Origin of the sequence: Paenibacillus sp. FSL R5-0470 (assembly GCF_037975205.1) — a bacterium.
Classification (GTDB): Bacteria; Bacillota; Bacilli; order Paenibacillales; family Paenibacillaceae; genus Paenibacillus_AQ.
In genome coordinates this window covers 6804128-6816731 of sequence record NZ_CP150238.1, presented here as the reverse complement: position 1 = coordinate 6816731, position 12604 = coordinate 6804128, and the positions used below count along the sequence as shown (strand labels likewise).

The window sequence follows — 12604 nt, the reverse complement described above, 5'->3', positions numbered from 1 at the left end:
ACACTGAGTATTGTCCTTTAGTGGGTAAATCCGCTTGGAGTCCGGAGGGCTACGTACATAAGAATGACGTACAGGGCCCATATTATGAAAAATAATGGTGCTTGCTAGCACCTACGGAGGAATGAACATGTCAACGGTAGTCGTCGTGGGAACACAATGGGGAGACGAAGGTAAAGGGAAAATCACTGACTTTCTAGCGGAAAGTGCAGATGTGGTTGCCCGTTATCAAGGGGGCAATAATGCCGGTCACACGATTCTGATTGACGGTGAGAAGTTTAAGCTCAGCTTAATCCCTTCTGGTGTATTTTATAAAGAAAAGACTTGTGTAATTGGTAACGGGATGGTTATTAATCCAGCTGCCTTGATCCAAGAAATTAATTATATTCACGAGAACGGCTTTGACACTAAAAACTTAGTGATCAGCGACCGGGCTCATGTTATTATGCCTTATCACATGGTACTGGATGCTCTGGAAGAAGACCGCAAGGGTCCGAACAAGATTGGTACAACACGCAAAGGCATCGGTCCATGTTACATGGATAAGGCTGCACGTAACGGTATCCGTATTGCTGACCTGATGGACGCTGAGGAATTCGAATTGAGACTTCGTCACTTGATGGAAGAGAAGAACCAAGTGATTACTCAAGTATATGGCGCGGAAGCTCTTGATGTTGAAGAGATTCTGACTCAGTACCTGGAATATGCGGAAGTGCTACGTAATTATGTGACAGATACGTCGGTCATTCTTAATGAAGCTATTGATGCAGATCGCAAAGTATTGTTTGAGGGTGCACAAGGGGTAATGCTTGATATCGATCAAGGTACGTATCCGTTTGTTACTTCTTCTAACCCTTCTGCAGGTGGCGTATGCATAGGTTCTGGTGTTGGACCTTCTAAGATTAAACAGGTTATCGGGGTTGCTAAAGCCTACACTACTCGTGTTGGAGATGGCCCGTTCCCTACAGAACTGAACGATAAAACTGGTGATTATATCCGTGAAACAGGTCATGAATATGGAACAGTTACAGGACGTGCTCGCCGTGTAGGTTGGTTTGACAGTGTTGTTGTAAGTCACGCTCGTCGTGTAAGTGGAATCACAGGCTTGTCTCTTAACTCGCTGGATGTGCTGAGTGGACTTGAGACTGTGAAGATCTGCACAGGCTACAAATACCGTGGTGAAGTAATCACGCATTACCCAGCTAGCCTTAAGATGCTGGCAGAGTGCGAAGCGGTATATGAGGAGCTTCCAGGTTGGAGCGAAGATATTACTTCTGCAAAAACATTGGATGATCTACCAGCGAACACACGTAGATATGTTGAACGTGTATCTGAGCTTACAGGGATTCCGATCGCCATCTTCTCAGTAGGCCGTAACCGTGAGCAGACGAATCAAGTAATGCCAATTTATATCTAAATATATTTAGTCATTTATAAGGGACCTCGCGAGAGGTCTCTTTTTTATGTTTACTTTTATGTGTATGTTTCCCGAAGCCGGTTCTAGTCAATACTGGGAGTATAGAAAAACATGGAAAAAATATACCAGATAGACTTGAACATAGGTGAGAGGAGAGAAGAAATGAAGATCGTGAAGCGTGCACTGGGAGTATGTCTAATTGTAGTACTCGCAAGTACACTTTCAATTCTAACTACGGGCGTGGTTGTAAATGCTTATATTCAGTCGGTGCTGGCGAGCTTCGATATTAAAGTGGATAGTCCAGGCCCAGGTTTAGGTGGGATGGTCAAGAGCATTATTGGCATGGATAGCCAATCGGACTCCAATAAAGCGAATAAAGAAGCGACGACAACAGGCAGCGCGGTAAACAAGGATAAAGATAACAGTAAGGATACACCTGAAAAAGGGGAGCCGGTGGAGGAAAAAGTACCCGAGGATGCTTTACCGGTTATGGGCCAAGCCTCAAATGAGTCTTCTACTAACGAAAGCCAGAGTGGAATTTCAGAGGACCAGAAATTGGTAATGACACCTGAGGCAATAGGTGACTTAAAAGATAATCTCCCTTCAGCGGAGAAGGTAAATATATTCAATATCTTGATGTCCAAACTACCGCAGGATGAGATGCAGAAAATCTCCACGGCGATGGAGGATGGTCTAACGGAGGATGAGGTTAAGGAGCTGCAACAAGTCATTGCCAAATATGTTGATCCCGATGAATACGAGAGTATAATGAAAATGCTTACACCAACTACAGAAACTCTACAGCAACCATAGTAATTGTCAATTTCTAGACACAAGAAAAAGGCTAAATTTTCATATTTGCGCAAAAAACCCGCGTATTTCGTGGGTTTTTTTATGTGTACAAAGTTGAAATTTTCCGCTCAGCTATGGTACATTAGACAAGGATGTTCAAAGGGTTAATTTTTTGTAACCAATTGTAACCTTTTTGAGGGTCCATTAGAAGCAGGAAATTAGAACTAGGATAAGTGGAAATATTCATGGTCGTAATCTATATACTCGAGATCGTATAACTAGCTTGGCCGCTCGTCTCGGATGACCGAGCGGACTGAAAGGGAGAGTTTCATGAAGGGATTTAAGTTCATGCGCCGGATGGGGAAACTGCAGGATAGCGACACAGCAGAATCCGGAGCAGATGTTCAGCAGAGCCACAATTTAGATCACGACTCCACACACTTTCATCAAGAAAAAGGAACTCGTAGATTCCGGCACTCTTGGATTTTGGGAGCTGTTGGTTTAGTACTTCTAACCACTGTGTTGATTGGTGCAGAGAAAAAGTATGTAGCAGCCAATACTGAAACCTTCTATCAAGTGTTGGTGAAGGGTAAGGAGATCGGGAAGCTTAACGATCAGGCACAGCTTAATCAGCTGTATGATAAGAAGCAACAGGAATATCAGGACAAGTATCCAGATTCAACGATGGTGCTTCAGACAGAAGGCATTACAATTAAACAGGAGAAAGCGTACAAGCCGGAAGTTGATAGTGAAGCAACGCTTAATAAACTAGATGGAATGCTGAAGGCCTATGCCGTAGGTGTACAATTATTGGTAGATGGCAAGGTGGTTGGCATTGTTAAGGATCAAGAGACCGCAAATGCGGTGCTTGAAGGGGTAAAGAATCATTATGTTCCGCAAACTAAAGTAGCAACGGCTAGTAAGCTCACAAGAACAGCAGCCTCAAGTTCAAGTGCTGCGAAAGCAAAAGCTCCTAACCAAGTGGAGTCAGTCAAAATTAGTGAAGAAGTTGCTATTGTTCCAGTGAAGACAGATCCTAACAAAGTGTTGGATGTGAAGGAAGCGGTCAAAACTCTTACCGAGGGTAAAGAAGCACCACTTCTTTATACCGTTCAAGAGGGCGATACGATTTCGGGGATTGCCAAACGGTTTGAAATTACACAAAAAGAGATCTATAGTAACAACCCGGATGTGAAAGAGCTAACGTTGAAGATTGGAGATACACTGAAGCTGAAGGTACCACAGCCAGATGTTACAGTTGTTACTGTAGAGCAAGTGTCAGAGCAGGTGGTTACTGAGCCTGAAGTGATCGTGCGGAAAAGTGACCAGTTACCAGCAGGCAAAAGTAAGGTCGTTCGTCCAGGACAAACGGGCCTTAAAGAAATGCAGTATCGGTTAACAAAGAAAAACGGAATGGTCGTACAAGAAGAGTGGTTGGGTCAGACCGTTATTAAATCTTCTCTCCCTGAAGTGGTTTATCGGGGTACGAAGGTAGTTGGTGAAGGAACAGGCATGTTCAGTTGGCCAGTAAGCGGAGCAACCCTTACTAGTAGTTTCGGTGAGCGCTGGAGCCGTGCTCATAAGGGTCTAGATATGGTATCTGGCAACCGGAGCATTAAAGCCTCTGATGCCGGAACTGTAATCTTTGCTGGTGTGAAGAGTGGATATGGAAATGTGGTTATCGTGGATCACCGTAACGGATACGAAACCTATTATGGCCACTTAAACAGCATCTCCGTTTCTACGGGACAGCGTTTGGAGCAAGGCGCCAAAATTGGCGTAATGGGCAATACTGGACGCTCTACGGGAACACATCTGCATTTTGAGATTCGGAAGAATGGCACTGCAGTAAATCCAATGAAGTATTTGCGATAATTCATACTTTAACCTCAACTGCTCGATTAAACTCGAGCGGTTTTATTTTTTTTAATAAAGGGATGACGATATAGCTGTTTCTTTTTGTTGGGGAAGCCGATTCCTTATTTCGTAGGATGTGACGGTAAGACAGGTATGTTAAAATAAAGGAATGATCTTTAAGTAGGGATAGGAAGGTGAAGCTGAGACATGCAGATGGGAACGATTCTGGTAGTAGACGATGAACAGCCTATTGCTGATATATTGAAGTTTAATCTAGAAAAAGAAGGCTACGAGGTTATTTGTGCTTTTGATGGTAACAGTGCAGTAGAATTGGCATTGTCCAAAAAGCCTGATCTTATGCTGCTTGATCTTATGCTGCCTGGTAAGGACGGGATGGATGTTTGTCGTGAGGTTCGTTCTGCACATTTGGACATTCCTATCATTATGCTTACTGCTAAAGACGGAGAGATTGATAAGGTGCTTGGTCTAGAGCTTGGTGCGGATGACTATGTGACCAAACCTTTTAGTACACGTGAGCTACTCGCCAGAGTGAAGGCCCAAATGCGGAGACAGCACAAACCGTCACCGCCGGGAATGGCGAATGAACCTGCAGAGACCAGACAGGGTATATACCATTTTGATCTATTTATTGATACAGATATGTATCTGGTTTATAAGGGTGGGGAGCCGCTTGATTTGACCCATCGTGAATATGAGCTGCTCTACTATATGATTAAACATGCGGGTAAGGTGATGACCCGGGAGCATTTACTGCAGGCTGTGTGGGGATTCGAGTATTTCGGCGATGTGCGGACCGTAGACGTGACGATCCGTCGTCTAAGAGAGAAAATTGAGGAGAATCCCAGCAAGCCGGAATATATTTATACTCGGCGCGGACTTGGCTATTTGATGCATAGCCCTAAAAGCGGAGGACTGTGATGAAGTGGTGGTCCTTTTTCCGGACAATTCAGGCCAAGCTTATTATTATTTATGTGCTGCTGATTCTGATAGCTATGCAGTTAATTGGAGTCTATTTTGTCAGCTCGATGAAGAACTCGTTAACGGATAACTTCACGAAGGATCTTAAAGCACGTGCGGAGATGCTGTCCATCCTGACTGCTGATAAATTCGGTAGTGAGGCTGGTACCGTTGACGAGGAAACGGCTGTAGAAAGTCTGCGTGGTATGGTTAATAATCTTTACATTAACGGGGCCGAGATTCAGGTGCTTGATGCCAGCGGCAAAATCATCACCACCTCCGTGCCCTCTCAGAATGACTATGTCGGACAGCGCAACACTCAGACCGTAGTCAATCGCGCCTTGCAGGGGATCAGCGATAATGAAGAATATATTATTGCTGATGATAATGTGCGAAAAAAGGTTGTGGCCAAGCCGGTACTTTCCGGTGACAAGGTAGTAGGTGCAATCTATATTGCTGCTGACATGAAAGATTTATATGCGACCATGGGGAGGATCAACAGTGTATTCATCTCTGGTTTGCTGTTAGCCTTGGGACTGACAGTTGTCCTATGTGTTATTCTTGCACACACCATTACGCAGCCGATTAAAGAAATGACTAGGCATGCAACAGCTGTTGCTGAGGGGCGGTTCAATCGAAAAATGCCCGTGCTCGGCAACGATGAAATTGGACAACTCAGTCAGGCATTCAATTATATGACCGGCAGATTGCGTGAGGCGCTCTCTCAGAATGAGGAAGAGAAAGAGAAGCTTACCTCTATTCTGACGAATATGAGTGACGGTGTGGTAGCCACGGATGAGAATGGTGTAGTCATTCTTATGAACCTTCGAGCAGCACTTATGCTGGGAACAGAAGGTCCGTTGCCGGAAGGTGCGCCACTGGATAAATTGCTAGGTCTTGATTATGAGCAGAGTGGTTCCTTGGCTAAAGGAAATGCCCAGTCTGCAATGCTTCATCTGACACATATGGGTGGAGAAGATTCTAATATCGTGAGAGTTACGTTTACTCCGATTCATCGCCGTGAAGGTGGGATTGCCGGTACTATTGCCGTGCTGCAAGATGTAACTGAGCAAGAGAACCTGGAGGAATCACGCCGAGAGTTCGTCGCGAACGTTTCGCATGAGCTAAGAACACCACTTACAACGATTAAAAGCTATGTGGAGGCACTTGATGATGGAGCGCTTGAGGACCCGCAGTTAGCGGTTCGTTTTGTTGGGGTTATTCGTAACGAAACCGAGCGTATGATTCGTCTGGTTACGGATCTACTGCATCTGTCGCGTCTGGATTCCAAGGAGGCACTTCTCAGAATTCAGCAGACGGATATTACTGAAATGCTAGAGGATGTAGCAGACCGCTTTTCTTTTCAGATTCGGCAGAAGCGGATCGACATTAGTACAAGGGTCCGTAGGGATGTCAGCACAGCATGGCTCGATCGTGATCAAATCGATCAGGTCTTGGGGAATTTGGTCTCCAATGCATTAAAATATACGCCAGAAGGCGGTACGATTGAATTGGAAGCCTTGAAAAGTGAGGATGGAATGCTCTCCATTTCTGTACGTGATTCCGGGATTGGTATACCGAAGAAAGACATCGAGCGGATCTTTGAACGTTTTTATCGGGTGGATAAGGCGCGTTCACGGAATATGGGAGGCACCGGACTTGGCCTTTCCATTGCCCGGGAAATTGTGAAAGCCCATGGAGGCTCTATTTCCCTGCAATCCGAGCTTAATGAAGGCTCTAAGGTAACCTTTACACTACCTCTGAATGCGCAAAGGGGGAGTGAGGCATGAAGGAGAGATTGAAGTCATGGATTCTAGCCTTGCTCGTGCTGGGAAGTCTTGTTGAGAGTTACTATTTGATTTATCGCTTGCCTGGTGCAGACTCAGCGGTACTCTCCGAGAATCTATATGTGAAGACAGACAATATGGGACCGGAGGAAAAGGTTGAGAACCTGCTGTACCCTGATAAAATGATCATCCATATGGGCGATAACAAGCATACGCTTTTTTATCCAGACTCAACGTTCTATAGCTTGATTATGAATCGGTTAAAAGGGCGTGGATTTGAAAGCTTCCAGCGGCACTCGGTACAGGATTATGATTGGGATAAGATTCGAAATGAGAATCCGGGGATTGAGCTTTCGTTCGGATCCGGCATTCCGGTAACGTTACTTCAGCGGGTTATGCAGCTCTCACCTGATTCCCTATTTGAAGGAGAAAGCATTGATCGCATTTGGATCTATAACATTAAGAATGACTCCAAAGCGCATGCCATTTTCTTCAGTACGAGAGGCGACATTATATATGAAGCGGCAAAAGCGGATTTAACTGTGCAAGACGTGCAGCAGCATGTGGATTTCGGCAAGAACTGGACGCCTTACAAGTCCGTAGATGGTGATTATTATGTGCCAGACAGCAAGATTTCTCTGGTTCAGGTTGAGATGCCTTCAGGCATGTATACCATAGAACAAATGCAGAACAATCTTTTCTTCGATGTTGGAAGCACTAGATATATTCGCGAGAAAAATGGCTCGGAGATTTATACGGATAGCAAACGGAGTCTTCAGGTCGATAAGGAACGGAATTGGATGAGCTATAGCGATCCTGCCGCACTTCCAGCCGGAGACAGTACACCTGCCAAGGATGCGCTTGAAGCTGTAGAATTTGTGAACCAACATGGTGGATGGAATGGAACCTATCGTCTTGAAGCCACCGAGGAGGGGAGACAGGAGAGAAAGGTCTCTTTTCAACAATATTATGGTTCCTATCCATATGGCTCCTATCCGATCATGAGTAACTCGCAGCTGCAGTATGGTGTAATTAATCTGGAATTGCAGCAAGGCACCGTATCCTCTTATGAACGCTCGTTAATCTATATTGATGAGAGTAAGGCAGAGAAGAAAATCGTAGAGCTATCTGGAGGCGTGGAGCTAGAGAATCAATTGTCTGCGGTTAGCAAAACTTCGGCAGTGAAGGATTTAACGCCTGCGTATGTACCTGTAGTGAAAGAAGAGAAGCTGCAACTACTTCCAGTCTGGAAGGTTACGCTTATTGACGGCAGCGTTCTTACATTAAATTAATGTACAAGTTGTTCATATAACATTTAGGAGGTAAGGGTATGGATTGGGGAAGAGCCAAAAATGTACTAATTTGCGCCTTTTTAGGTCTAAATCTGCTGCTATGTTATCAGCTGTGGATTGATTTGCGCGATCAGGTTAGTGCCAATCTCGATTTCACTTCCCTGTCCGAAGAAACCCAGGCGGTCATGGAGCAGAAAGGGATTCGTGTGTTGTGTCCCATTCCGGCTTCTACCCCGCAGCTTCCTAATATAACTTATCGATATTCTGCTGAAGAGCAGAATGAACCACCCATTAAATTAGATGTTCCTATAGACAGCAAGCTGATCTATTCTTCCTTCACTGACCTTAGCAAGGCGCTTGAGAGTCAAATACCGGATATCGCAAATTATCGTTTTGATTCTCAAGAAAGTGAAGTTGGGAAGTTCGTGCTTCACCCGCTAGTTCAGAATCAGTGGTCGCTATTCCGAGTTAGGTTAGAGTTGATTAATAGTGATCAGAAGATTGTAGCTTTCCGCTCACCTAAGATTGAGATAGGGGCAAGCAGTAGCGATAAGGAACAGAAGGTACTGCCGGCATCGCAAGCGCTTAGCAGTTTGATTGAAAAATATTTTCCGGCAGACTCCGTAGTAAAGGAGATTGAGCTTGGTTATTATGGTGAGTTGTTCAACTCCGAAAGTCAGGTAGCGTCGCCAATGTGGCGGTTCATGCTGGAGAACGGCAATGCCTATTATGTGGATGCTATAAGTGCGGATATCATTAGTCCGAAGACAACAGATTAGAAGGAGTAAGGAAAATGGGGATTTCATTTACAGTACTGTCCAGTGGTTCTACCGGAAATGTAACGGTGGTTCGGAACGGGGAGACAACACTTATGATTGACGCGGGACTAAGTGCCAAGCGGATCGATGAGCTGTTGGCCATGCGCGAGCTAACGGGTAATGATATAGACGGGATTCTAGTCACACACGAGCATTCCGATCATATTAAAGGACTCGGGGCAATGGCCCGTAAATACGATCTTCCGATTTATGCGAACACCAATACCTGGGGAGCCATCGAAAAAGGCATTGGAAAAATACCCGACTATAACCGAATCATTATGGAGTCGGGACAGCATAGGGATTTTGGTAGTCTGCGTGTAGAATCGTTTGCAATTTCTCATGATGCGGCGGAGCCGGTGGGTTACAATTTTTATGATGGAAAAGAAAAACTGTGTGTAGCTACAGACCTGGGGTATGTTAGCGACAAGGTAAGAGATGCAATTTCAGAGGCCGACGTATTGGTGCTGGAGGCGAATCATGATATTGAAATGCTGAGGATGGGACGTTATCCGTGGAATACGAAACGACGCATACTTGGCGACATGGGTCACCTTTCTAATGAAGCAGCCGGAGCAGCACTAAGTGAAATTCTCACAGGACGGACTAAACGTACCTATTTAGCGCATTTAAGCCGGGATCATAATATGATGGATTTGGCTAAAATGTCGGTACGTTGCGCAATGGAGGATCGGGGCTGTTTCTTTAAAGATAGTGAGTTTAAGCTTTGCGATACGTATTATGACCAACCTACGCCATGGGATAAGTTGAGCCAGTTGTCATAAGCTGATCAAGCTCAGCAGTCTTTCGTTCTAATTCTTGGCGGGAGATCAGGCCTTTATCGATCATCAATTCGATCATAGCACTGAAGGCAAGGGTCATATGGTAGTGTTCATCCTTCAAATCGCCAAGCTTACCGATAAACTCCACCAGATCCATACTTGTGGAAAAAGAATTCATAATTATACCTCCTTATGTAGTAAAAACAGAACTGGAGTTGTAAAAAATTCGCAGGCTTTTTACCTCAGGAAAATCACGAATTGAGGGTTGCCTGTGATACAATTATAGACGTGATAAGCAAACTCTAAATTTATGGAACCTTTCTATTAGTGTAGTCTTTTAAGTTACAAAATATTCCTAGTAGAGAAGATATATTGAAAGATTCTAAAATTCTTTCGATTAACTGAAACTATTGTGTGGTTAATGGATAAAGTGAAACTTTTTAGTGATTGTTGGAGTCTAAAGGATGCAGAGGTATATGCTTGGAACGTGATTGCTAGAGGTTCAGGTTTTAGATACTGTGAACGGTTGGCAATAGAAGGGGGAGATTTTCGGTGGGATTGTTTGATGACGATTTCTATTCAACTAAAGTATCACGGTCCAGAGGGGATGAAGCATCAAAGGGATCATTTGCTAACCGCAAGCATTCTGTGCGAAGATCGCGCAAGGGCTTATCCACTTGGCAAATATCCGCCGTCTGCTCCTTAATCAGTGCTGTGGTGGCAGTGTTTTTATTCAGTATGCTTACTGGACAAATGAGTCACGAAACTGCCCCGAAGTCGGTAGTAACAACTGGGGAGGTTGCCCCAAGCAGAGATCCGTTTGACCGTATCATTCAAGCCGCTGCTACGGTTCGTCCTGCAGTAGTAAGTATTATCAATCATAAAGAAGATAATAAAGAATTGAACATTCTGGATGAGTCAGCATTAGGCTCTGGAGTGATTTATAAAAAGGTAGATAATAAAGCATTTATCATTACTAATAACCATGTCATCGAAGACTCTAGCAATCTTGAGGTCGTAACAGTAGATGGCGAGACACGTAAAGCTACACTCGTTGGAACGGATAAAGTGAGTGACATTGCGGTGCTTTCTATTGATGCCAAGGGTATCAATACAATCGCAGAGCTCGGGGATTCCTCGAAGCTTCGTTTAGGTGAAACGGTCATTGCCATCGGAAACCCGTTGGGACTTGGTGACACATTGACTTCAGGTATTGTCAGCTATACTGAACGGAAGGTTCCCGTATCCTTGAATCAGGACGGCGTATATGATTGGGAGCAAGAGGTCATTCAGACCGATGCAGCAATTAATGAAGGCAATAGCGGCGGGGCGCTTGTAGATCTGGATGGTAAAGTCATCGGTATTAACACGATGAAAATCTCCGATGCAGGTGTAGAAGGGCTGGGTTTTGCTATTCCAGCTAACCATGTGATAGATACCGCTAATGAACTGGCTGAGAAAGGGCGAATTGCCCGTTCCTACTTAGGCGTATATTCGGTAGATTTAAACAATCCTTACATTCCTCTCGCAGAGGACCAACGCAAGGAATTGAACCTACCGAACAATGTTAAGGATGGGGTTGTCGTTCTGGATGCTGTTGGACCTGCACAAGAAGCGGGAATACAGTTCAATGATGTAATTACGAAATTTAATGATGAACCTATTACATCCACGCTTTCCCTTCGCAAGTATTTATATAATCAGACGAAGATTGGTGAGGATCTGAAGATTACCTATTATCGAAATGGGAAAGTCAATCAGACTACAGTAAAACTTCTTGAAAAACCAGAGGAATAATATGCTGGAAGTCGGCATATAATGATATAGCAGTAATGACAAGTAGAGCGGACTACCCCTTCGGTTGAGAAGGTAGAGCTTCCTGAAATAGCGATACTCTGTATCGCTATCGGGGATCTATTTCTTCTAAAGTTTTGATAAATATGGCAATTATAAGCTCATTTAATCAATTTTGGGCTGACTGGCAACCCTTACATTGGAAGGTAATACTTATTAGGGTAGAAACGGATATATACGGATGCCAGCTTGCCTTTGCTAATCAGGTGTGGTAATATGATATCAATCATACATTTAGTCCCTAATTTTCGCATTGAAAAGGGCTGTTATATTCGGTAATACAACCTTTTTCAATGTGTGAATTTTTTCTTTGTTTGAAGATAAAAAGAACATATTAATTTAAATTTGTGGAGGTAACACACATGCAAACAGGTACAGTTAAATGGTTCAACGCAGAAAAAGGATTCGGATTTATCGAAGTTGAAGGCGGAAGCGACGTATTCGTTCACTTCAGCGCAATCACTGGCGACGGCTTCAAAACTTTGGACGAAGGCCAACGCGTTGAATTCAACGTTGTTCAAGGCAACCGTGGACCACAAGCCGAAAACGTTGTAAAACTGTAATAATAGAAGAAACCGTCCCAGCTTGTGAAAGTTGGGACGGTCTTTTTATATCTAGTTAGTCACTATTGACTTACAGGATGGGAGGAACGGCAATGAACTACCGGAAGAAACCTTTGGAAGAAATACCGGAAGAAAATACCGCGATTTGGGCGTGTACCAATGATGGATGCAACGGATGGATGAGGGATAATTTCGCATTTGAACATGCGCCTTCTTGCCGTCTATGTGACTCTCCAATGGTTCGCAGCACGAAGATGCTACCACAATTGCTTAATTCGAATGGCGATCTCAAATCGCTGAAGAAGGGTATTTCCATTACCTAACCAATGCCTTTATGAGTCAAGCTTGTTATAGAACAGTGAACAACTTCAAGACGGTCAAACCGTCTTATTTTTTTTGCTTTTTTTAAGGTAAATTGTGATTTTTGTCACAAATCATTTGAATTTCACCGTTAAAAGCACCCCTTT

General features: G+C 44.1%; 12 protein-coding genes. 11 read left to right on the top strand and 1 reads right to left on the bottom strand.

Annotated features, from left to right (window positions below; translation table 11 throughout):
- Nucleotides 1-127: 127 nt before the first annotated feature.
- From MKY99_RS30215 to MKY99_RS30180, 8 genes are all read left to right on the top strand, one after another.
- Entirely contained in the window at nt 128-1414 is a 1287-nt protein-coding gene (locus MKY99_RS30215) for an adenylosuccinate synthase (RefSeq protein ID WP_339268025.1), read from the top strand.
- A 162-nt stretch (nt 1415-1576) separates the two neighbouring features.
- Nucleotides 1577-2227, top strand: a complete 651-nt coding sequence (locus MKY99_RS30210) for a hypothetical protein (protein ID WP_076285056.1) — start codon at nt 1577-1579, stop codon at nt 2225-2227.
- Between the two features lie 309 nt (nt 2228-2536).
- Entirely contained in the window at nt 2537-4081 is a 1545-nt protein-coding gene (locus tag MKY99_RS30205) for a M23 family metallopeptidase (RefSeq protein ID WP_339268022.1), read from the top strand.
- A 189-nt stretch (nt 4082-4270) separates the two neighbouring features.
- On the top strand, nt 4271-5002 hold the full coding sequence (yycF, locus tag MKY99_RS30200) for a response regulator YycF (RefSeq protein ID WP_042193032.1): 732 nt from the start codon (nt 4271-4273) through the stop codon (nt 5000-5002).
- Nucleotides 5002-6831, top strand: a complete 1830-nt coding sequence (gene walK / locus MKY99_RS30195) for a cell wall metabolism sensor histidine kinase WalK (protein WP_042193031.1) — start codon at nt 5002-5004, stop codon at nt 6829-6831. Before yycF ends, walK begins: the two co-directional genes overlap by 1 nt.
- Nucleotides 6828-8120, top strand: coding sequence for a two-component system activity regulator YycH (gene yycH, locus MKY99_RS30190; protein WP_042193030.1), 1293 nt, complete (start codon nt 6828-6830; stop codon nt 8118-8120). Before walK ends, yycH begins: the two co-directional genes overlap by 4 nt.
- A gap of 38 nt (nt 8121-8158) precedes the next feature.
- Nucleotides 8159-8899: a two-component system regulatory protein YycI gene (gene yycI / locus MKY99_RS30185; RefSeq protein ID WP_042193029.1), complete on the top strand. Its 741-nt coding sequence runs from the start codon at nt 8159-8161 to the stop codon at nt 8897-8899.
- Between the two features lie 14 nt (nt 8900-8913).
- Entirely contained in the window at nt 8914-9723 is an 810-nt protein-coding gene (locus MKY99_RS30180) for an MBL fold metallo-hydrolase (protein ID WP_042193028.1), read from the top strand.
- Here MKY99_RS30180 and MKY99_RS30175 read toward each other — a convergent pair.
- Nucleotides 9689-9898 carry a hypothetical protein gene (locus MKY99_RS30175; protein ID WP_042193027.1) on the bottom strand — a complete coding sequence of 70 codons (210 nt, stop codon included), beginning with the start codon at nt 9896-9898 and terminating at the stop codon, nt 9689-9691. The genes MKY99_RS30180 and MKY99_RS30175 overlap by 35 nt on opposite strands.
- Before the next feature lie 374 nt (nt 9899-10272).
- Here MKY99_RS30175 and MKY99_RS30170 point away from each other — a divergent pair, with 374 nt between their 5' ends.
- From MKY99_RS30170 to MKY99_RS30160, 3 genes are all read left to right on the top strand, one after another.
- Nucleotides 10273-11517 carry a trypsin-like peptidase domain-containing protein gene (locus MKY99_RS30170; RefSeq protein WP_042193026.1) on the top strand — a complete coding sequence of 415 codons (1245 nt, stop codon included), beginning with the start codon at nt 10273-10275 and terminating at the stop codon, nt 11515-11517.
- A 419-nt stretch (nt 11518-11936) separates the two neighbouring features.
- Nucleotides 11937-12137, top strand: coding sequence for a cold-shock protein (locus MKY99_RS30165; protein ID WP_019914582.1), 201 nt, complete (start codon nt 11937-11939; stop codon nt 12135-12137).
- Nucleotides 12138-12229: 92 nt separating this feature from the next.
- Complete coding sequence (locus MKY99_RS30160) at nt 12230-12460, top strand: cold-shock protein (RefSeq protein ID WP_042131698.1); 231 nt, start codon at nt 12230-12232, stop codon at nt 12458-12460.
- Nucleotides 12461-12604 lie beyond the last annotated feature (144 nt).

What these genes read in the sequence shown, in the direction of transcription:
- MKY99_RS30215 (WP_339268025.1), top strand. Translation starts at nt 128, where the DNA reads ATGTCAACGGTAGTCGTCGTGGGAACACAATGGGGAGACGAAGGTAAA.
- MKY99_RS30210 (WP_076285056.1), top strand. Translation starts at nt 1,577, where the DNA reads ATGAAGATCGTGAAGCGTGCACTGGGAGTATGTCTAATTGTAGTACTC.
- MKY99_RS30205 (WP_339268022.1), top strand. Translation starts at nt 2,537, where the DNA reads ATGAAGGGATTTAAGTTCATGCGCCGGATGGGGAAACTGCAGGATAGC.
- yycF (WP_042193032.1), top strand. Translation starts at nt 4,271, where the DNA reads ATGCAGATGGGAACGATTCTGGTAGTAGACGATGAACAGCCTATTGCT.
- walK (WP_042193031.1), top strand. Translation starts at nt 5,002, where the DNA reads ATGAAGTGGTGGTCCTTTTTCCGGACAATTCAGGCCAAGCTTATTATT.
- yycH (WP_042193030.1), top strand. Translation starts at nt 6,828, where the DNA reads ATGAAGGAGAGATTGAAGTCATGGATTCTAGCCTTGCTCGTGCTGGGA.
- yycI (WP_042193029.1), top strand. Translation starts at nt 8,159, where the DNA reads ATGGATTGGGGAAGAGCCAAAAATGTACTAATTTGCGCCTTTTTAGGT.
- MKY99_RS30180 (WP_042193028.1), top strand. Translation starts at nt 8,914, where the DNA reads ATGGGGATTTCATTTACAGTACTGTCCAGTGGTTCTACCGGAAATGTA.
- MKY99_RS30175 (WP_042193027.1), bottom strand. Translation starts at nt 9,898, where the DNA reads ATGAATTCTTTTTCCACAAGTATGGATCTGGTGGAGTTTATCGGTAAG.
- MKY99_RS30165 (WP_019914582.1), top strand. Translation starts at nt 11,937, where the DNA reads ATGCAAACAGGTACAGTTAAATGGTTCAACGCAGAAAAAGGATTCGGA.
- MKY99_RS30160 (WP_042131698.1), top strand. Translation starts at nt 12,230, where the DNA reads ATGAACTACCGGAAGAAACCTTTGGAAGAAATACCGGAAGAAAATACC.